At 67.1% G+C, this 18,570-nt stretch carries 18 protein-coding genes; 3 read left to right on the forward strand and 15 right to left on the reverse strand.

The window, feature by feature from the left end; genetic code table 11:
• The coding region (locus CEJ42_RS05055; RefSeq protein ID WP_129587672.1) for a TOBE domain-containing protein at positions 1-267 on the forward strand (267 nt) is incomplete at its 5' end.
• Between the two features lie 26 nt (positions 268-293).
• On the opposite strand, the gene CEJ42_RS05060 is transcribed toward CEJ42_RS05055, so the two are convergent.
• From CEJ42_RS05060 to CEJ42_RS05130, 15 genes are all read right to left on the reverse strand, one after another.
• Entirely contained in the window at positions 294-521 is a 228-nt protein-coding gene (locus tag CEJ42_RS05060; protein WP_088750237.1) for a hypothetical protein, read from the reverse strand.
• A complete protein-coding gene (locus CEJ42_RS05065) occupies positions 521-751 on the reverse strand; it encodes a hypothetical protein (protein WP_079215730.1) in 231 nt (76 codons plus the stop codon). Before CEJ42_RS05065 ends, CEJ42_RS05060 begins: the two co-directional genes overlap by 1 nt.
• 163 nt (positions 752-914) lie before the next feature.
• Positions 915-2,309, reverse strand: a complete 1,395-nt coding sequence (locus CEJ42_RS05070; RefSeq protein WP_079215731.1) for a TAXI family TRAP transporter solute-binding subunit — start codon at positions 2,307-2,309, stop codon at positions 915-917.
• A gap of 103 nt (positions 2,310-2,412) precedes the next feature.
• A complete protein-coding gene (gene cynS / locus CEJ42_RS05075; RefSeq protein WP_079215732.1) occupies positions 2,413-2,856 on the reverse strand; it encodes a cyanase in 444 nt (147 codons plus the stop codon).
• Between the two features lie 39 nt (positions 2,857-2,895).
• Entirely contained in the window at positions 2,896-3,792 is an 897-nt protein-coding gene (locus CEJ42_RS05080; RefSeq protein WP_088750238.1) for an ABC transporter ATP-binding protein, read from the reverse strand.
• Positions 3,793-3,805: 13 nt separating this feature from the next.
• Positions 3,806-4,657: a nitrate ABC transporter permease gene (gene ntrB, locus CEJ42_RS05085; protein ID WP_079215734.1), complete on the reverse strand. Its 852-nt coding sequence runs from the start codon at positions 4,655-4,657 to the stop codon at positions 3,806-3,808.
• Positions 4,654-6,051: a CmpA/NrtA family ABC transporter substrate-binding protein gene (locus tag CEJ42_RS05090; protein ID WP_088750239.1), complete on the reverse strand. Its 1,398-nt coding sequence runs from the start codon at positions 6,049-6,051 to the stop codon at positions 4,654-4,656. The genes ntrB and CEJ42_RS05090 overlap by 4 nt, the downstream gene beginning before the upstream one ends.
• Before the next feature lie 532 nt (positions 6,052-6,583).
• Complete coding sequence (locus CEJ42_RS05095; RefSeq protein WP_079215736.1) at positions 6,584-7,246, reverse strand: response regulator; 663 nt, start codon at positions 7,244-7,246, stop codon at positions 6,584-6,586.
• Positions 7,247-7,288: 42 nt separating this feature from the next.
• Positions 7,289-8,479, reverse strand: coding sequence for a sensor histidine kinase (locus CEJ42_RS05100; protein ID WP_088750240.1), 1,191 nt, complete (start codon positions 8,477-8,479; stop codon positions 7,289-7,291).
• A gap of 263 nt (positions 8,480-8,742) precedes the next feature.
• Complete coding sequence (locus CEJ42_RS05105) at positions 8,743-9,504, reverse strand: SDR family NAD(P)-dependent oxidoreductase (RefSeq protein WP_079215738.1); 762 nt, start codon at positions 9,502-9,504, stop codon at positions 8,743-8,745.
• A gap of 195 nt (positions 9,505-9,699) precedes the next feature.
• Positions 9,700-10,419 carry a FadR/GntR family transcriptional regulator gene (locus tag CEJ42_RS05110; protein WP_079215739.1) on the reverse strand — a complete coding sequence of 240 codons (720 nt, stop codon included), beginning with the start codon at positions 10,417-10,419 and terminating at the stop codon, positions 9,700-9,702.
• A 332-nt stretch (positions 10,420-10,751) separates the two neighbouring features.
• Positions 10,752-12,062, reverse strand: coding sequence for an MFS transporter (locus CEJ42_RS05115; protein ID WP_079215740.1), 1,311 nt, complete (start codon positions 12,060-12,062; stop codon positions 10,752-10,754).
• A gap of 138 nt (positions 12,063-12,200) precedes the next feature.
• Complete coding sequence (gene pyk, locus CEJ42_RS05120) at positions 12,201-13,619, reverse strand: pyruvate kinase (protein ID WP_088750241.1); 1,419 nt, start codon at positions 13,617-13,619, stop codon at positions 12,201-12,203.
• Positions 13,603-14,952 (reverse strand): glycerate kinase type-2 family protein, encoded by a 1,350-nt coding sequence (locus CEJ42_RS05125; RefSeq protein WP_088750242.1) that lies wholly within the window; start codon positions 14,950-14,952, stop codon positions 13,603-13,605. Before CEJ42_RS05125 ends, pyk begins: the two co-directional genes overlap by 17 nt.
• 123 nt (positions 14,953-15,075) lie before the next feature.
• Complete coding sequence (locus CEJ42_RS05130; protein WP_079215743.1) at positions 15,076-16,167, reverse strand: tartrate dehydrogenase; 1,092 nt, start codon at positions 16,165-16,167, stop codon at positions 15,076-15,078.
• Between the two features lie 109 nt (positions 16,168-16,276).
• On the opposite strand from CEJ42_RS05130, the gene CEJ42_RS05135 reads away from it, so the two are divergent.
• Positions 16,277-17,200 (forward strand): LysR family transcriptional regulator, encoded by a 924-nt coding sequence (locus CEJ42_RS05135; protein ID WP_088750243.1) that lies wholly within the window; start codon positions 16,277-16,279, stop codon positions 17,198-17,200.
• Positions 17,201-17,338: 138 nt separating this feature from the next.
• The gene (gene ampC, locus CEJ42_RS05140; RefSeq protein WP_088750244.1) at positions 17,339-18,508 is read left to right on the forward strand and encodes a class C beta-lactamase; all 1,170 of its coding nucleotides are present in this window, start codon (positions 17,339-17,341) and stop codon (positions 18,506-18,508) included.
• Positions 18,509-18,570 lie beyond the last annotated feature (62 nt).

The following is an 18,570-nucleotide window of genomic DNA, read 5'->3' on the forward strand; positions in this document are numbered from 1 at the left end:
AACACTCAGCCGGATACCGCCGTGGATGTGCTGCTGCGCGCCGACGACGTGGTGCACGACGACGCCTCGCCATTCAAGGCCAAGGTCTTGCGCAAATCCTTTCGCGGCGCGGAGTTCCTCTACACGCTGGAGCTGGAAAACGGCCAGCAGCTTCTGTCGCTGGTGCCGTCACATCACGATCACGCCATCGGCGAGCTGATAGGCATACGGCTGGATGTGACGCATCTGGTCACCTTCCCCGCCTCGCCTGTCACGACCGGTAGCTGAGCAAGACCGCCTGGCCGACAGGTGCATCAATCGCCGCCGCGGCCGGCGACTGAGCCGGCGGGCATCTGTTCAACAGCGCAGGACTCGCCACGCGACTCGGAAACCGCACGCCCGCGCAGGGCATCCAGCACCTTGGCGCATACCTCGGGAATGCTCCGGCCGTCGTTGTGCGACATTCTTGAACCGGTGAAGGGCACGACGCCGGCCGCGCGGCCGCCCTCGTCCACCACCAGCCAGTCGAGTGCGCGACGCATCAGGCGCGGGCCTTCGACAAGACCAGCAGCCAACGGCGGAACAGCAGGATTTCAACGTGGCCCGGCTCGATGCCGGCGCTGCATTCGATCAGGGGATTGACGCGGTAGCGGCGCACGTAGGAGTCGCGGCAGATGAAGATTTCGCGGCGCCCCATGCGGATGCTCAGGGAAGACGGGCTGGAAGAAGCAACGGCGAAGCGGGCGTCGGACGCAAGATCAAAGTGTGTCATGGCAGTGATTCCTCTTCTTGTCAGTAAGAGGCTTCACTGTAGCATGAATACTGTACAAATACACAGTATTTTTCATACAGTAGTTTCGACGCGACGGCCCACTATACAACAAACCCGCCGCCGCGCGCCTTGCGAGCAGAGAAAGCCGCGCCGGCCGTGGCGCTCAGGCCACGGCGTGGTGCTCCAGGCGGGCCCGCACGAAGCCGATGTGCTCGCGCAACACATAAAACTGGTCGGCAAAGGCCAGCGGCATCTTCATGCGGTTGACCGCCGCCTCGATCTCGTCCAGCCGCTTGAGGATCTCGGCCTGGTCTTCCGGCGTCTCGCGCGAGATGCCGCGTTCCAGCGCGATCAGTTCGCCGTACATGCGGTAGATGCGCGAGCGGATGCGCCAGCCATACAGCATCGGCACCAGCCGGATGCCGGGAATGAGCAGCAGGATCACCGGCAGCAGGATCACCACCGCCCGGTCCACCAGGCTGGCCAGCCAGAACGGCAAGGTGCGGTAGAAGAAGGTCTTGCCCGACTTGTAGTAGCGCTGGGCGTCGTCGCTGACGCGGTACTCGTGCTCCAGCGGCGCGGGGAATTCACCCGCCTTCTGCATCACGTTGGCCTTGCCGTGGACCTCGTGCGCCGCCTCGATCAGCAGGTCGGACAAGGCCGGATGCAGGTCTTCGCGCGCCACCAGTTCGGCCGTCGGCGCGATCAGTTGCGTGTCGCGCGCCGGCAGGTTGCGCGCCAGGTCGAACACGCCCATGGGCATCTTCAGGATGTTCAGGTAACGGTAGCGCCGCACATAGGCGTCGGCCTGCGAGAAGTCCAGCAGCCGGATGCCAGGCGCGCGCAAGAGCTTGCCCATGGTCGCCAGCGAGACCGAATCGCCCATCAGGAAGGCGGCGTCGATCTTGCCCGACGTCAGCGCCTGCGCGGCCTCGTCGCCGCCGATGTTGAGCAGCTCGGTGCCGCCGCCCTGCTCCACGCCGTTGGCCTTCAGCAGCGTAGCCGCCAGCACGCTGGAGCCGCTGCCGTCGCCGCCGATGGCGATGCGCTTGCCCGCCAGCTCGGACAGCTGGCGCAGCGCCGGCGCCGGTCGGCCGTCCTCGCGCGGCGGCGGGCTGCGGTAGTAGACCGACACCGGCACATACGAGATGCTGCCCAGCGACACCAGCGACGACAGCGCGTCCGCATTCACCGCGCCGGCCAGTCCCCCCTGCACGAAGCCCACGTCGACCTCCTGCGAGGAATCGGCCAGGCGCTTCAGGTTGTCCAGCGAGCCGCCGGTTTCCACCAGTTTGAGCTTGATGCCGTCGCGCGCCAGGATGTCGCGGTAGCGCTCGGCCACGCGCCAGAAGTTGCTGTCCTTGGGGCCGGCGGCAATCGTGATGTCCGACGGCGGCGCCGGCCGGATCAGCCAGATCACCAGCCAGGCGCCGATCAGGATCAGCAGGATGAAAGGACCGAAACTGACGGCCAGGTCGCGCCAGGAAATGGCGACGAAGCGTGCGCGGATGCGCGTGGCCGAGGGCTTGTAGGCGGAAAGTTTTTTGTCTTTGAGCATGCGCCCTATTCTAGAGCGTGTTCCGACCTATTTCATCCCCCGCGCAGCCGCAAGGTCCTGACGAAACAAACCGGAACACGCCGCAATGAGCGGCCACCCGCCCTCAATAGGTCTTGTAAGGCAGGAACTTGCCCGACAGCATCACATTGACGCGGTCGCCGTTCGGATCGGCCTGGCGCTGGATGTCCATCTTGAAGTCGATCGCGCTCATGATGCCGTCGCCGAACTCTTCGTGGATCAGTTCCTTGATGGTGCTGCCGTAGACGCTGACGATCTCGTACCAGCGGTAGATCAGCGGGTCGGTGGGCACCGGCGTGGGCAGCGAACCCTTGTAGGGCACGATCTGCAGCCACAGCGTCTCCTCGTCGGTCAGCGCGAACAGCTCCTGGGCCGCCGCGGCCTGCTTGGCGGTCAGCGTCATCTGGCCGAGCATGGCGGCGGTCGTCCACTCCTTGCTCTGGCCGATGCGCTCGGCGATCTGGGCCCAGCTCAGTTTGTTCCTGACCTTGGCGGTGACGATCTTCTGGGTGACTTGGTTGCGGTCCATGTTGCGATCTCCTTCAATGGGATGTGATGTGGATGAAATTCAGGCTGCCGCCTGTGAAAAACCGGAATCCGGCGCACTGGCCTGCTGCGCCTCGTTGTCGAGGCCCGGCCTGACCACGCGCGTGACGGGCGCCGCGCCGCCGGCCGCCTGCGCCGCCTGGATCTGCCTGGAGCGGTGCACCAGGAAGTCGACCAGGTGGTTGCGGATGCGGTAGAACTGTGGGTCGTGGTGCATCGATTCGCGCGTGCGCGTCTTGGGCATGGTGTTGACCACCACTTCGGCGATGCTGGCGTGCGGGCCGTTGGACATCAGGAAGATCTTGTCGGCCAGCAGGATCGCCTCGTCGACGTCGTGCGTGATCATGAACACGGTCTGGCGCGTGGCGGCGCAGATCTTCAGCAGCTCGTCCTGCACCACGCCGCGCGTCAGGGCGTCGAGCGCGCCGAAGGGCTCGTCCATCAGCAGCATCTTGGGTTCGATCGAAAACGCCCGTGCGATGCCCACGCGCTGCTTCATGCCGCCCGAGAGCTCGGAGGGTTTCTTGTGCTCCGCGCCCTTCAGTCCCACCATCTCGATGAAGCGGCGCGCATGTTCCTCGGCCTTGGCGCGCGGCCACTCCGGCCAGCGCGAGCGCACCGCGAACACCACGTTGCCCAGCACCGAGAACCACGGCATCAGCGCATGGCTCTGGAACACCACCCCGCGGTCCAGGCTGGGGCCCCTGATCTCGCGCTGGTCCATGATCACCACGCCGCCGCTGGCCGCCTCCAGCCCCGCCAATACATTGAGGATGGTGGTCTTGCCGCAGCCGGAGTGGCCGATCACGCAGACGAACTCGCCGCGTTCGATGCCGAAGGAGACCTGCTCGAACACCGGCGGGCCGCCGGCCGCATAGCGTTTGGAAAGGCCTTCGACGCTCAGGAAATTCTTGTCCATGTATCTGCGCCTTTCATTCCACGTAAGTGACCATCTTTTGCAGGCGCGCGAAGACCAGGTCGAGCACCATGCCGGTGGCGCCGATGACCAGGATCGCGAAGATCACGCTGGTCAGCGACAGGTTGTTCCATTCGTTCCAGACGAAGTAGCCGATACCGGTGCCGCCCACCAGCATCTCGGCCGCCACGATCACCAGCCAGGCGATGCCCATGGAGATGCGCATGCCGGTCAGGATGGTGGGCGCGGCCGCCGGCAGGATCACCATGAAGGCGCGGCGCAAGGGCCTGACCTCCAGCGTCTTGGCCACGTTGAGCCAGTCGCGCCGCACCGAGGCCACGCCGAAGGCGGTGTTCATCAGCATCGGCCACACCGAGCAGATGAAGATCACGAACACGCCCGACACCGAGGAATCCTTGATCGTGTACAAGGCCAGCGGCATCCACGCCAGCGGCGAGATCGGCTTCAGAATCTGGATGAAGGGATTCAGGGCGCGCTGCATCAGCGGCGACATCCCCAGCAAAAACCCCAAAGGGATCGCCACCAGCGCCGCGATCGCGAACCCCAGCCCGACCCGGCCCAGCGAATAGCCGAGCTGGATGCCGATGCCCTTGTCGTTGGGACCGTTGTCGTAGAAAGGATTGGACAACTCCTTGCGGATGGTCTCGCCCATCTGCGCCAGCCCCGGGAAGCCGTCGTTCCTGGCGGCCCCGCCGCTCTTGCCCATCAGCCTGGCGTACTCGTCCTGCGCCGCATTGGCCGCGCTCTCCTTGGGCAGCGTGGCCAGGTGCCACACCATCAGCAGGCACCCCAGCAGCAGCAGCGAGATCAGCGCCGCGCGCCAGCCGGTCTGCTTGGCCGCCGTCATGCCGTCCTCTTGATGGCGAAGCTGTTGACGTAGGCCTCGGCCTTGGCCGGGTCGAATTCGCGGCCCATGATGGTGTGCTTGCGGTAGGCGCCTTCCGGCACCGGCTGGCCCAGTTCCTTCATGTATTTCTTGGCGTCGGTCAGCAGCAGCACCTTCTCGGCGATGGCCTTGTAGTCGACGTCACCCTTGATGTAACCCCAGCGCTTCATCTGCGTCAGGATCCACACGCCCATCGAATCCCAGGGCACCGGATCGAAGTCGGCGCGGCCCGGCACGTTCTTCACGTTGCCCAGGCCGTCGGCGAAGCGGCCGGTCAGCACCTGCTCCACCACCGTCTCCGGCTGGTTCAGGTAGGCCGCCGGCGAGATCACCTTGGCCACCAGCGAGCGGTTGGCCGGATCGCGCGCCATCGCGGCGGCGGTCAGCACCGAGCGGAACAGCGCGGCGAAGGTATTGGGGTTCTGCTTGACGAACTCTTCCGAGGTGCCGAAGGCGCAGCATGGATGGCCGTCCCAGATTTCCTTGGAGAGGATGTGGATGAAGCCGACCTCGTCATACACCGCGCGCTGGTTGAACGGATCGGGGCCGAGGAAGCCGTCGATGTTGCCGGCGCGCAGGTTGGCCACCATCTCCGGCGGCGGCGTGACGCGGATCTGCACGTCGCGGTCGGGATCGAGGCCGTTCTCTGCCAGGTAGTAACGCAGCAGGAAGTTGTGCATCGAATACTCGAACGGCACGGCGAACTTGAAGCCCTTCCATTGTTTGGGGTCGCGCTTGTCCTTGTGCTTGGTGTGCAGCGTGATGGCCTGGCCGTTGATGTTCTGGATCGTGGCCACGCGCATCTGCACCGCGTTGCTGCCCACGCCCATGGACATGGCAATGGGCATCGGCGAAAGGAAGTGCGAGGCGTCGTGCTCCTTGTTGATCATCTTGTCGCGGATCAGCGCCCAGCCGGCGGTCTTGTTCAACGACACGTTCAGCCCCTGCTTGCGATAGAAGCCCAGCGGATCGGCCATGATCAGCGGCGCCGCGCAGGTGATGGCGATGAAGCCGATCTTCAGGTCCTTCTTCTCCAGCGCGCCATTCTTCTCCTGCGCCATCGCCTGCAGCGCGCCCAGCGGCAGCACGCTGGCAATCGCCGCGCGCGCGGTGTTCTTGCCGACCGCGCGCAGGAAGTCGCGGCGCTCTGCCATGCGCGGGAACAGCGCGCGCATCAGCGACTCTTCCACCACATCTTCGGTCAGCGCTTCGACATCCTGCGCCCGCCTTGCGCGCGCCGCCTCCTGCTCGTCATCGTGCTGCCGCTGGCTGCCGTGGCGGCCGCAGGAGCAGCCGCTCCCGGCGCGCTCGGCGTCGTAGGTGTGAAAGATGTTCTGTTCTGGTGCTTTCGGCATGATTCCCCCGTTTGGTGAGTTTGAGGTGGCTTGCTGCGATGCCGTCAAACGTGTGCAAGGGATTTGCCAGCGAGGGAAATGGCGTCATCGTGTGACGACGCTTTGTAGTGGTTCAACTACAAAGGAAAGCAGAACCGGGGTCACGCTTGCCGCAGAGAGGCTGTCGTCCTGACGAACGTCAGGATCCAGTGGCGTTATCTGTCGCCTGAACCACCACCAACGCCACTGGATCCCGGCCTGCGCCGGGATGACGGAGAGGATGTTGCCGCTGTCCGGCGCATCATGCCGCGCGGCGTGGAACCTGCCACATAGAGGCTGTCATCCTGACGAACGTCAGGATCCAGCGGCGTCATCCGCCGCCTGAACCACCGCCAACGCCGCTGGATCCCGGCCTGCGCCGGGATGACGGAGGGGGTGTTGCCGCTGTCCGGCGCATCATGCCGCGCGGCGTGGAACCTGCCACACAGAGGCTGTCATCCTGACGAACGTCAGGATCCAGCGGCGTCATCCTCCGCCCCCCCACCGCCAGCGCTTAAACCGGCATCAGCTGATGCCGCACCGCATACATCGCAATGCCCACGTCGTTGGAGGCCCCGGTCTTTTCCAGGATGCGGCCGCGGTAGGTGCTCACCGTATTGGGGCTCAGCTCCAGCTGGTCGGCGATCTCCTTGACGCTGCGCCCGGCCGCGATCAGCTGGAACACCTGGTATTCGCGATGCGACAGGCTCTCGTGCGGCGAGCGCTCATGCGAGGACGAGCGCGCGCTCAGCTCGGAGGCCAGCGTCTCGGCCATCTGCGGGCTGACGTAGACGCCGCCGCCGGCGGCCTTGCGGATCGCCGCCACCAGTTGCTCGGTGTCGGCGCTCTTGTTCAGGTAGCCGGCCGCGCCCAGCTTGTAGCAGCGCGCCGCGTACTGCTTCTCGGGATAGGTGGACAGCATCAGCACCGGCAGGCGCGGCATCTCCTGCTTGATCTGGCGCAGCACGTCCAGGCCGTCCTGCTGCGGGATGGCGATGTCCAGCAGCACCAGGTCGATCGCCTCCACCCGCGCCTTGTGCATCACCTCCGGCCCGCTGGCGCATTCGGCGGCGACCTCGATGTCGGGCGTGTCGGCCAGGATCTGCTTCAGTCCTTCGCGCACGATGCGGTGGTCGTCGCACAGCAGGATGCGGATGGAATCGGTGGTGGCGTTCATCGTGGTCGTCTCGTCTGGCTGTTCTCTATTGTGTATCCGGCATCAGTTGCGGCTGGACAAGGGCAGGCGCAGGCACACCAGCGTGCCCGGCCCGCCCCGCGCGCCATCATCTGGTGCAAAACGCGCACCAGCGATGACCAGCGCGCCACCGAAGTGCAGCGCGCGCTCGCGCATGCCCATCACGCCATAGGACGTCGACGCCTCCAGCGCATCGCGCGCGGCGCCCACGCCGTTGTCTTCCACCTCCATGGCCAGCTCCGCCGGCGTCAGGCGCACGGCGATGCGCACCTGCGTGGCCTGTGCGTGGCGCGCCACGTTGGACAGCATTTCCTGGAAGATGCGAAAGGCCGCCGTGGCCTTGGCGCCGTCCGGCACGAAGGCCTCCGGCGCGATGTCGAACTCCACTTCGCAGGGCAACTCGGTGGCCTCGGAGAACTCCTGCACCTGCCACTCCAGCGCCGCGATCAGGCCCTGGTGGTCGAGGATGCTCGGGCGCAGGTCGGTGATGATGCGCCCGACGTTGTCCACCGCCGTCTCGATCAGGCGGTTCATCGCCTCGCACTTGCGCGCCACCGGCTCGCGGTCGTCCACGCGCTTGGCCATCCAGTTCACATCGAGCTTCAGCGCCACCAGCAGGCTGCCCAGCTCGTCGTGGATCTCGCGCGCGATGCGGGTGCGCTCATCCTCGCGCACCGAATGCGCGTGCGCCGACAACTGCCGCACTTGCCTGAGCGCCGCCGACAGCTCGCGCGTGCGCTCGGCCACGCGCAGCTCCAGCTCCGCCTTGGCGCGCTGCAACTGTTCCTCGGCCAGCCGCCGCTTGGAAATGTCGCTGAACGTGATCACCGCGCCGCGCACCTGGCCGCCGTCGACGATCTGGTAAGAGGAATATTCCACCGGAAAGGAAGTGCCGTCGGCGCGCCAGAACACCTCCTGGTCGACCCGGCACGACTCGCCCTTGCGAAAGGCCATCAGGATCGGACACGCCTCCTCCGGATAGTGCCCGCCGTGCTCGTGGCTGTGGTGCGCCAGGTCGTGCATGTTCTTGCCCAGCACCTGCTCCACCCGATAGCCCAGCATGTCGGCCCCGGCGCGATTGATGAAGGTGCAGCGGCCGTCGAGGTCGATGCCGTAGATGCCTTCGCCGGTGGAGTCGAGAAGAAGGGTGAGCTTGTCCCTCAGCAAGTCGGAATCGCTGCCTGTGCTGTGGACATCTGAAATGAGCGGCATCATGCGCCGTTTTGCAGCAAGGGGCGTGCCATCCGGCGCCACATTGTGCGAACAAGAAAAAAGCCGCCAGATGGCCAATTCCGTTCAGTCAAGCATGACAACTTGACCCGTCATCCTGACGAAAGTCAGGATCCAGCGGCTTTCGTCGCGCATAGATGGCCGCTGAACGACGCCGGGCCCTGACTTTCGTCAGGGTGACGCAGACAATGTTGGCTTCACTGAACGGCATTGCGCCAGATGGCGGCTTTTCCCGGCGAGGCCAGAATTCAAGGCATGTACTGTCCGCCATTGACCTCAATGATCTGCCCCGTCACATACCCCGACATCTGCTCCGACGCCAGGTAGAGGAAGGCCCCGCTGCATTCGTCCGGGTCGCCGATGCGGCCCATGGGGATGGTCTTGCGGAAGGCTTCCAGCTGTTCGGGGGTGGTGAAGCGTTCCTGGAACGGGGTCATGATCACGCCCGGGGCGACGGCGTTGACGCGGATCTTGTCGGCCAGCAGCTCCTTGGCCATGCCGCGTGTGATGGTACTGACGAAGCCCTTGGAGGCCGCATAGATCAGCGCGCCGGGGCCGCCGCCGTGGCGCGCCGCGACCGAGGTGACGTTGATGATGTTGCCGCCGCCCTGGCCGCGCATGACGGGGATCACCGCGCGCGTGAAGGCGACCACCGAGCGGGCGTTGATGTTGACGATGTCGTCGAACAGCTCGTCGGTGACCTTTTCCAGCGGTTCGCGCTTGACCAGGCTGCCGGCGTTGTTGATCAGCACGTCGATGCGACCGAGCTGCTCGACCGCGGAGGCGACCGCCTTGTTGATGGCGTTGCTGTCGCGCACGTCGGCGCCGATGGTGATGGCCTTGCTGCCGGTTTCGCGCACGTCGGCGGCGACCAGTTCGGCTTCTTTGGCCGAGCTGTTGTAGTGGACCACGACGTGGGCGCCGCGGGCGCCGAAGGCGCGGGCTGCGGCGGCGCCGATACCGGTGCTCGCGCCGCTGATGAAGACGACTTTTCCTGCCAGATCCAGCATGGTGTTCTCCTGTGAAGATGAAACGCTTATCGGTCGTTCATGCTCCGGCTTGCTGGTAGGCGGCCCTGCGCCCTGCCGGTATCGCTTGTTCTGATTCGGGTGTTGCGGGCATCGCGGCATCCGCCGCGAAGGTGCTGCCGCGCCGCCGTTGTGGAGAGCCGCGCGGGGCGGCAACGACGGCGCTTCGATTGCAAATCAGTCGTGCACCGACTCGTCCTTCCTGGGTGCGGCGCCGCGGTAGGCGTCGCGCACGTGGATCAGGTGGTTGCGCATGGCGTCGGAGGCCTTCTGCGGATCGCGCGCTTTGAGGGCGTCGAGGATCTCGCGGTGGTCCTGCAGGCTGCGCTCCAGCGTGGCCGGAATGCGCGAGGTGATGGTGCGGCTCTTCTTGCCCAGCATGTAGAGGCTGCCGGCGATGCTTTGCAGGAAGGGGTTGTTGCAGGCCTCGATGATGGCCTCGTGGAATTCGACGTCGGCGGCGGCGAAGGCGGCCGGGTCCGACAGCAGGCGCGCCTCGTCCTCGACGTTGGCGACCAGCCGGTTCAGCTCGGCGTCGTCGATGTGCGTGGCGGCCAGCGCGGCCACGCCGGTCTCGATGATCAGGCGCGCGTCGAACAGCGCCTCCAGCGTGCCGGCGTTGAGGTCGATGATCATCTCCAGCGGCTCCAGCAGCTCGCGCGTTTCCAGCGAACTGACGAAGGTGCCCTCGCCCTGGCGGATGCGCAGCAGGCCCAGCAGCGCCAGGCCGCGGATGGCCTCGCGCACGGCCGGACGGCCCACGCCCAGCATGGCCGCGAGCTCGCGCTCGGGCGGCAGCTGCTGGTCCGGTTTCAGCAGGCCGCTGCGGATCATGGTCAGCAAGCGCTGGGCGACTTGCTCGGAAATGGACTTCTGGACGATGGGATCAAAAGACATGCTGTCGGGATGAGTGCCTAAGGGTCGGATGAATCATTGCCATGCAGGCAACGTCTTGCTGGCCGCCGGCTGCGCCGGGAAAGGTAAGACCAATGGCTGTGGAGGATAGGTACCCGGGGCGCAAGTGTCAAGCTGCGGGAATGGCCGCCGGCGCTGCTGCGATGCGGGATAGCGCCCAAAAGACAAACGGACCCGCAGGTCCGTTTGCCAGGCTCATCCATGGCGATGCCGATGCCCGATGTCAGAACAGCAGGCGGCGATGCGCCCGCGCCACGCGAGCGGCATAGGCGCGCAGGCGCAGCAGCAGCATGCCAAGCCGCACCGGGGCCCGCTCACGCGCCATGGCTGGGCTTGGCGACGCCCGCATGCTGGCGTGTCTGGCGGCTCAGCATCAGCGTCACCACCGCCGACAGCGCCAGCGTGGCCGCCACCACATACAGTCCGGCGGTATAGCTGCCGGTGCTGTTCTTCAACCAGCCGATGGCGAACGGGCCGACGAAGCCGCCCAGGTTGCCCAGCGAGTTGATCATCGCGATGCCGGCTGCGGCCCCCGCGCCGGAGAGGAAGGTGCTGGGCATGGCCCACAGCGGCGCCTTGGCCGAGCTGATGCCCACGTTCACCACCACCAGCGACAAGACCACGAACAGCGCGGTCGTCGCATTGCCCGCCAGCAGGAAGCCCACGCAGGCCAGCACGCAGGGAATCACCACGTGCCAGGTGCGCTCGCCGCTGCGGTCGGAATGACGCGCCCACAGCACCATGGCCACCACCGCCACCACGCTGGGCACGCCGGTCAGCAGGCCGGTCTGGAACGGCGTGAAGCCGAACTCGCGGATCATCAGCGGCGCCCACAGGCCCAGCGTGTAGAGGCCGGCCGAGGTGCCGAAATAGATCAGCGCCAGCGCCAGCACGCGCAGGTCCTTCAGCGCGCTCCATGCGCTGGCGGTGTGGCCGTGGCCGCCCTTCTTGGCATCGGCCTCCGACTTCAGCCGCGCCACCAGCCATGCGCGCTCGTCGTCGGCCAGCCAGTGCGCCTGCTCGGGCTTGTCGGTCAGGAACTTCAGCACCACGAAACCGAGCACCACCGCCGGCGCGGCCTCGATGATGTAGAGCATCTGCCAGTCGGCCAGGCCGAACATCGGCGGCAGCTGCATGATCGCGCCCGACAGCGGCGAACCCAGCGCCACCGAGATGGGCGCCGCGGCCATGAACCAGGCCGCGGCCACCGCGCGCTGCTTGGCCGGGAACCACAGCGAGAGATACAGGATGATGCCGGGGAAGAAGCCGGCCTCGGCCACGCCCAGCAGGAAGCGCAGCACATAGAAGCTGTTGGGCCCGGTGGCGAAGGCAGAGATTGCCGAGATCAGGCCCCAGGTCACCATCACGCGGGCGATCCAGATGCGCGCGCCGACCTTGTGCAGGATGAGGTTGGACGGCACCTCAAACAGGAAGTAGCCGATGAAGAACAGCCCGCCGCCCAGGCCGAAGGCGGTCGGCGACAGGCCCAGGTCCTTGTTCATCGTGATGGCGGCAAAGCCCACGTTGACGCGGTCGAGGAAGCTGATGAAGTACAGCAGCATCACGAACGGAATGATGCGCCACATGAGTTTGCGGGATACGCGTGCTTCGATATCGGTGTTCATTGTCTCCTCCTTGGAGAGGTTGGGTCCGGTTGCAAAAATGCGGAGAGGCGTCTTGCCTGCCGGCGGCATGGCTGCTTGCCGGCGGCGGTTCTTTTTTTGTTCTTCCGGTACTGCGGGAATAAGGGTCGTCCAGCCTCCTCAGGCGATCTGCGCCAGTTGCAGCAGGTTGGTGGTGCCCGGCGTGCCGAAGGGCATGCCGGCGGAAATCACGATGGTCTGGCCGCTGCTGCCAAAGCCTTCTTCGCTGACGGTGCGGCAGGCCAGCGCGCCGACCTCGCCCGCATCCAGAACCTCATGGCACAGCACCGGGTGCACGCCCCAGGCCAGCGCCAGCCGGCGCGCAATGGCGCGGCTGGGCGTCATGCCCAGGATGGGCAGGCCGGGCCGCTCGCGCGCCATGCGCAGCGCGGAGTGGCCGGAGGTGGTGTAGGCCACGGTCGCGGCGGCGTCCAGCAGGCCGGCGACGTGCCGCATGGCGTAGCCGATGGCGTCGGAAAACTCCGCGCGCGGCGCCGAGTGCGAGGCGGCAATCGCATCGCGGTAATAGGGATCGTGCTCGGTGCGGCCGATGATCAGGTCCATGGTGCGCACCGCCTCCACCGGCCAGGCGCCGCTGGCCGACTCGGCCGACAGCATCACGGCGTCGGCGCCGTCGTAGATGGCGGTGGCAACGTCGGAGGCCTCGGCGCGCGTGGGCACGGGCGAGGTCACCATGGACTCCAGCATCTGGGTGGCCACGATGACCGGCTTGCCGGCGCGGCGGCAGGCGCGCACGATGCGCTTCTGCAAGGCCGGCACCTGTTCGGCCGGCAGCTCCACGCCCAAGTCGCCGCGCGCCACCATGACGGCGTCGGCCTCGGCCACGATCTCGGCCAGCAGGTGGATCGCGGCCGGCTTCTCCAGCTTGGCCACGATGGCCGCGCGGCTGCCGGCGATGGCGCGCACCTCGCGGATATCTTCCGGGCGCTGCACGAAGGACAGCGCCACCCAATCCACGCCCAGCTCCAGCCCGAAGGCCAGGTCGCGCCTGTCCTTGGCGGTCATGGCCGAGACCGGCAGCACCACGTCGGGCACATTCACGCCCTTGCGCTCGGACAGCAAGCCGCCGACCTCGACCACGGTGTCGGCGAAGTCCGGTCCGCAGCGCAGCACCTTCAGGCGGATGCGGCCATCGTCCAGCAGCAGGCAGGCGCCGGGCTGCAGCGCGGCGAAGATTTCCGGATGCGGCAGCGCCACGCGGGCGGAGGTGCCGGGCGTTGCCGCGTCCAGGTCGAGGCGAAAAGGCGCGCCCTCCTCCAGCCGCACCGGTCCGGCGACGAAGGTGGCGATGCGCAGCTTGGGACCTTGCAGGTCGAGCAGCACGCCGATGGGACGCCGGGTCTCGGCCTCGATCTCGCGGATCAACTGCAGGCGGCGGCGATGGTCCTCATGGCTGCCGTGGCTGAAGTTGAGGCGAAACACATCCACGCCGGCGGCGAACAGCGCGGCGATGGTGGCGCGTTCGCTGCTGGCGGGACCCAGCGTGGCGACGATCTTGGCGTTACGGTGTCGGCGCATGCGACGCTCCCTGTTGTTGTGATGGGTGCAAGGGCGCGCCGACGTAGACGGCGCGAAAATCATTGACGTTGGTCAGCGTCGGCCCGGTCACCACCGAGTCGCCCAGCACCTGGAAGAAGCCATGGGCGTCGTTGTTCTCCAGGCAGGTCTGCGGCGGCCGGCCGGCGTGGCGGGCGCGCTCGAGCGTGTCGGGCCGCAGCAGCGCGCCGGCGATCTCTTCCCGGCCGTCGACGCCGTCGGTGTCGCCGGCCAGCGCGTGCACGCGCGCTTGGCCGTTGAGGGCGATGCCCATCGAGAGCAGGAACTCGACATTGCGCCCGCCGCGTCCGCTGCCGCGCACGGTGACGGTGGTCTCGCCGCCCGACAGCAGCACGCAGGGCGCGGCGAAGGGCTGGCCGCCGCGCGCCACCTGGCGTGCCAGCGCGGCCATCACCTTACCGACTTCGCGCGCCTCGCCTTCGATGGCGTCCGACAGGATGTGAGCCGCCACGCCATGCTGCGCGGCAAAGGCGGCGGCGGCCTCCAGCGCCATCTGCGGCGTGGCGATGAGATGCGTCTGCACGCCCGCCAGCCGCGCATCGTCCGCCTTGGGCGACTCGGCGCTGCCGTCGGCCAGCATGGCGCGCGCCTGCGGCGGCAGCGCGATGCCATAGCGCGCGACGATGGCCAGCGCGTCGGCGCAGGTGGTGGGATCGGCGACCGTGGGGCCGGAGGCGATGTCGTGCAGGCCGTCGGCCGGCACATCCGAAATCAGCAGGTTCAGCACGCGCGCCGGATGGCAGGCCGCGGCCAGCCGCCCGCCCTTGATGGCGGAAAGATGGCGGCGCACGCAGTTCATTTCGGAAATGGACGCGCCGCTGTCGAGCAGCGCCTGGTTGATGCGCTGCTTGTCGGCCAGCGTGAGCCCGGCCATCGGCAACGGCAGCAGCGCCGAGCCGCCGCCTGAGATCAGGCACACCACCAGGTCGTCCGGCGTGAGGCCGCCGACCAGTTGCAGCATGCGTGTGGCGGCCAGGAGTCCGTTCTGGTCAGGCACCGGATGCGCGGCCTCGACGATCTCGATGCGGCGGCAAGGCACGGCATAGCCGTAGCGCGTGACCACCAGGCCCTCCAGCGGACCCGGCCAGTGCTCCTCGAAGGTGCGCGCCATCGCGGCCGAGGCCTTGCCGGCGCCGATCACGATCAGCCGGCCGCGCGGCGGCGCAGGCAGGAATTGGGGAATGCGCAAGGCCGGCTGGGCGATCGCGATGGCGGCGTCGAACATGCCTGTGAGCAGGCGATCGATGCGCTCGCGCTCGCTCACGGCGGCAGGCTGCGCGCGGTGAACAGGCATGAGGTCTCCGACGGGTCACGCCGCGCAAGGCGGCGTCCCGGTTTCTTGTTGGAACAGGCGAATGGATTCCCGCCGCAGGGCGGGAACTGCGGCGGCCGGTGGAAGGCGGCCGCCGGGTCAGGCTCAGGCGGCTTTCTGCACCTGCGCGGCCTTGGTGACGAAGGCGCAGACGGCCTCGGTCACCTGCGCGGTGGTCGCCTTGCCGCCGAGGTCGCCGGTGTGCAGAGCAGGATCGGCGGTGACGGCTTCGACCGCGCGCATGACCTGCGCGGCGGCTTCATGTTCGCCCAGGTGCTCCAGCATCATCACCACCGACCAGAAGGTGCCGACCGGGTTGGCCAGGCCTTTGCCCATGATGTCGAAGGCCGAGCCGTGGATGGGTTCGAACATCGACGGATAACGACGCTCGGGATCGATATTGCCGGTGGGCGCGATGCCCAGGCTGCCGGCCAGCGCGGCGGCCAGGTCGGACAGGATGTCGGCGTGCAGGTTGGTGGCGACGATGGTGTCCAGCGTGGCGGGACGGTTGACCATGCGCGCGGTGGCGGCGTCGACCAGCTCCTTGTCCCATTTCACGTCCGGGAACTCCTTGGCGACCTGCAGCGCGATCTCGTCCCACATCACCATCGCGTGGCGCTGGGCGTTGCTCTTGGTGATCACGGTCAACAGCTTGCGCGGACGCGACTGCGCCAGCTTGAAAGCGAAGCGCATGATGCGCTCGACGCCGGCGCGGGTCATCATCGAGACGTCGGTCGCCGCCTCGATCGGATGGCCCTGGTGCACACGGCCGCCGACGCCGGCGTATTCGCCCTCGGAGTTCTCGCGCACGATGACCCAGTTCAGGTCTTCCTGCTTGCAGCGCTTGAGCGGCGCGTCGATGCCGGGCAGGATGCGCGTCGGACGCACGTTGGCGTACTGGTCGAAGCCCTGGCAGATCTTCAGGCGCAGGCCCCACAGCGTGATGTGGTCGGGAATGTGCGGATCGCCGGCCGAGCCGAACAGGATGGCGTCCTTGCCGCGCAGCGCGTCCAGGCCGTCGGCCGGCATCATGGCGCCGGTCTTGCGGTAGTAGTCGCCGCCCCAGTCGAAGTCTTCGAACTCGAAGGCGAACTTGCTGGTGGTGGCGGCCAGCGCCTCAAGCAGCTTGCGGCCGGCTGGAACCACTTCCTTGCCGATGCCGTCGCCCGGGATGGTTGCGATGCGGTATGTCTTCATGTCTCCGGCCTTTCAAAAGATGTTTTGGTGCTGGCACTTTACCGGCGTTCTTTTGCAATAACCGGTGCTAAACTCAAAGCATCATTAACTTTAAATTAAAGATAAAGCCATGCAGGACACCGTCCTTCCCGCCGACCTGCGCTTCTTCTCGGTGCTGGCCATGGCCGGCAGCCTGTCGGCGGCGGCGCGCGAGATGGGCCTGACCACGGCGGCCGTCAGCAAGCACCTGGCGCAGATGGAAAGCCGCGCCGGCGTGCCGCTGGTGAACCGCACCACGCGGCGCATGACCTTGACGCCCGAGGGCGAGCTCTACCTCGAGCATGCGCGCCGCATCCTGGACGAGATCGATGAACTGTCGGAGCTCCTGGGCAGCTCCAAGCGGCGTCCGGAAGGCTTGCTGCGGGTCAACGCCACGCTGGGATTCGGGCGCAGCCATGTGGCGCCGGTGATCTCGAAGTTCGTGCGCGAGCATCCGCAGGTCTCGGTGCAGCTGCAGTTGTCGGTGATGCCGCCGCCGCTGACCGACGACAGCTTCGACGTCTGCATCCGCTTCGGCGAACCGCCCGACACGCGGGTGGTGGCGCGCCGCCTGGCCGCCAATTCGCGCCTGCTGTGCGCCACGCCCGGCTACCTGAAAAAACGCGGCACGCCCGTCACCCCGCACGACTTGGCCAAACACAACTGCGTGGGCATCCGCCAGGGCGACGAGGCCTACGGCGTCTGGCGGCTGTCCTCCGGCTCGGGCGCGGCGCGCAAGACCGAGACCGTGAAGATCCGCGGCAACCTCACCACCAACGACGGCGAGATCGCCGTGAAGTGGGCGCTGGATGGGCACGGCATCCTGATGCGCGCCGAATGGGACGTGCGCCCCTACCTCGAAGACGGCCGCCTGGTGCAGGTGCTGGCGGGATGGCAGACGCCCAACGCCGACATCTTCGCGGTGTATTCGCAGCGGCACCAGATGTCCAACCGCATCCGCAGCTTTGTCGACTTCATTGCGCGGGAGCTGGCCGACATCTCCCCCGACGCTTGAAGACTTCCCGGCGCCAGACCGGGCTTGCGCAGCCTGGCCGGGGCAAGAATTTCTGAGGGCTGGGTGCAGTTTTTTGCTATTGCGAAAACATTGCCAGATCACAATAATCGCCGCTCCCCCACTCCAAGGAAGCCATCGATGAAACTCCTCGCCGCCGCTCTCGCCACTGCCCTGTTCAGCCTCCAGGGCGCCGGCGCGGCCCGCGCAGCCGATCTGTCACCGGCGCCGGTACAGGTCAGGCAGGCCGCCGACCGCGCCGCCGCGCAACTGATGGACAAGTACCAGATCCCCGGCATGGCGCTGGGCATTGTCAGCGGCGGCCGGAGCTACGCGTTCCAGTACGGCGCCGCTTCGCTGGAACCGCGCAAGCCGGTGACCGCGGACACGCTCTTCGAACTGGGGTCGATCAGCAAGACCTTCACCGCCACGCTGACCGCCTACGCCGAGCTCGAAGGCCATCTCTCGCTGCAGGACAAGGTGTCGCAACACCTGCCGGCGTTGAAGGGCAGCGCCTTCGGCGAGGTCCCGCTGCTTCATCTCGGCACCCACACGCCCGGCGGCCTGCCGCTGCAGCTGCCCGACGACATCCATGACGAGGCGCAGCTGATGCGCTACCTGCAGCACTGGAAACCGTCCTGCGCCACCGGCGCCTGCCGCACCTATGCCAACCCCGGCATCGGCACGCTCGGCCTGATCACGGCCAGGAGCATGGGCGGCGACTTCACGCAGCTGATGCAGGAGCGGCTGCTGCCGGCGCTGGGCCTGCACCACACCTACCTGCGCGTGCCGCAGCAGAACATGCCCGACTACGCCATGGGCTACGACAAGAACGGCAATCCGATCCGTTTGAAAGGCGGCCTGCTGGCGCCGGAAGCCTACGGCGTGCGCTCGACCGTGGGCGACATGCTGGCGTTCATGCGCGCCAATCTCGCGCCGGAGACGCTGCCGGGCAAGATCGGCCGCGCCGTCGCCGCCACCCACACCGGCTACTTCCAGGCGGCCACCTTCACGCAGGACCTGATCTGGGAACAGTACCCCTACCCGACGCCGCTGCAGGCGCTGCTGGAGGGCAACTCCCCGCGCGTGATCGCGCAGGCCGTCCCGGCCACCGCCATCGTGCCGCCGACCGCGCCGCGCGCCGACGTCTGGATCAACAAGACCGGCTCGACCAACGGTTTCGGCGCCTACATCGCCTACATCCCGTCGCGGAAAATCGGCGTGGTGATGCTGGCCAACCGCAATTTCCCCAACGATGCGCGGGTCAGCGCCGCCTACGACATCATCAAGGCGCTGGACGACGCTCCCTGAGCGACTTTGCGCACGCGCCATGCAAACCCGCCTGGCGCGGGTTTCTCCATTGCCCCGGCGCT

The organism is Herbaspirillum robiniae (assembly GCF_002213415.1).
GTDB lineage: Bacteria > Pseudomonadota > Gammaproteobacteria > Burkholderiales > Burkholderiaceae_D > Herbaspirillum > Herbaspirillum robiniae.

Excerpts from the sequence above, each read along its gene's own strand:
- CEJ42_RS05060 (WP_088750237.1), bottom strand. The coding sequence starts at position 521 with ATGCGTCGCGCACTCGACTGGCTGGTGGTGGACGAGGGCGGCCGCGCG.
- CEJ42_RS05065 (WP_079215730.1), bottom strand. The coding sequence starts at position 751 with ATGACACACTTTGATCTTGCGTCCGACGCCCGCTTCGCCGTTGCTTCT.
- CEJ42_RS05070 (WP_079215731.1), bottom strand. The coding sequence starts at position 2,309 with ATGCTCAAAGACAAAAAACTTTCCGCCTACAAGCCCTCGGCCACGCGC.
- cynS (WP_079215732.1), bottom strand. The coding sequence starts at position 2,856 with ATGGACCGCAACCAAGTCACCCAGAAGATCGTCACCGCCAAGGTCAGG.
- CEJ42_RS05080 (WP_088750238.1), bottom strand. The coding sequence starts at position 3,792 with ATGGACAAGAATTTCCTGAGCGTCGAAGGCCTTTCCAAACGCTATGCG.
- ntrB (WP_079215734.1), bottom strand. The coding sequence starts at position 4,657 with ATGACGGCGGCCAAGCAGACCGGCTGGCGCGCGGCGCTGATCTCGCTG.
- CEJ42_RS05090 (WP_088750239.1), bottom strand. The coding sequence starts at position 6,051 with ATGCCGAAAGCACCAGAACAGAACATCTTTCACACCTACGACGCCGAG.
- CEJ42_RS05095 (WP_079215736.1), bottom strand. The coding sequence starts at position 7,246 with ATGAACGCCACCACCGATTCCATCCGCATCCTGCTGTGCGACGACCAC.
- CEJ42_RS05100 (WP_088750240.1), bottom strand. The coding sequence starts at position 8,479 with ATGATGCCGCTCATTTCAGATGTCCACAGCACAGGCAGCGATTCCGAC.
- CEJ42_RS05105 (WP_079215738.1), bottom strand. The coding sequence starts at position 9,504 with ATGCTGGATCTGGCAGGAAAAGTCGTCTTCATCAGCGGCGCGAGCACC.
- CEJ42_RS05110 (WP_079215739.1), bottom strand. The coding sequence starts at position 10,419 with ATGTCTTTTGATCCCATCGTCCAGAAGTCCATTTCCGAGCAAGTCGCC.
- CEJ42_RS05115 (WP_079215740.1), bottom strand. The coding sequence starts at position 12,062 with ATGAACACCGATATCGAAGCACGCGTATCCCGCAAACTCATGTGGCGC.
- pyk (WP_088750241.1), bottom strand. The coding sequence starts at position 13,619 with ATGCGCCGACACCGTAACGCCAAGATCGTCGCCACGCTGGGTCCCGCC.
- CEJ42_RS05125 (WP_088750242.1), bottom strand. The coding sequence starts at position 14,952 with ATGCCTGTTCACCGCGCGCAGCCTGCCGCCGTGAGCGAGCGCGAGCGC.
- CEJ42_RS05130 (WP_079215743.1), bottom strand. The coding sequence starts at position 16,167 with ATGAAGACATACCGCATCGCAACCATCCCGGGCGACGGCATCGGCAAG.
- CEJ42_RS05135 (WP_088750243.1), top strand. The coding sequence starts at position 16,277 with ATGCAGGACACCGTCCTTCCCGCCGACCTGCGCTTCTTCTCGGTGCTG.
- ampC (WP_088750244.1), top strand. The coding sequence starts at position 17,339 with ATGAAACTCCTCGCCGCCGCTCTCGCCACTGCCCTGTTCAGCCTCCAG.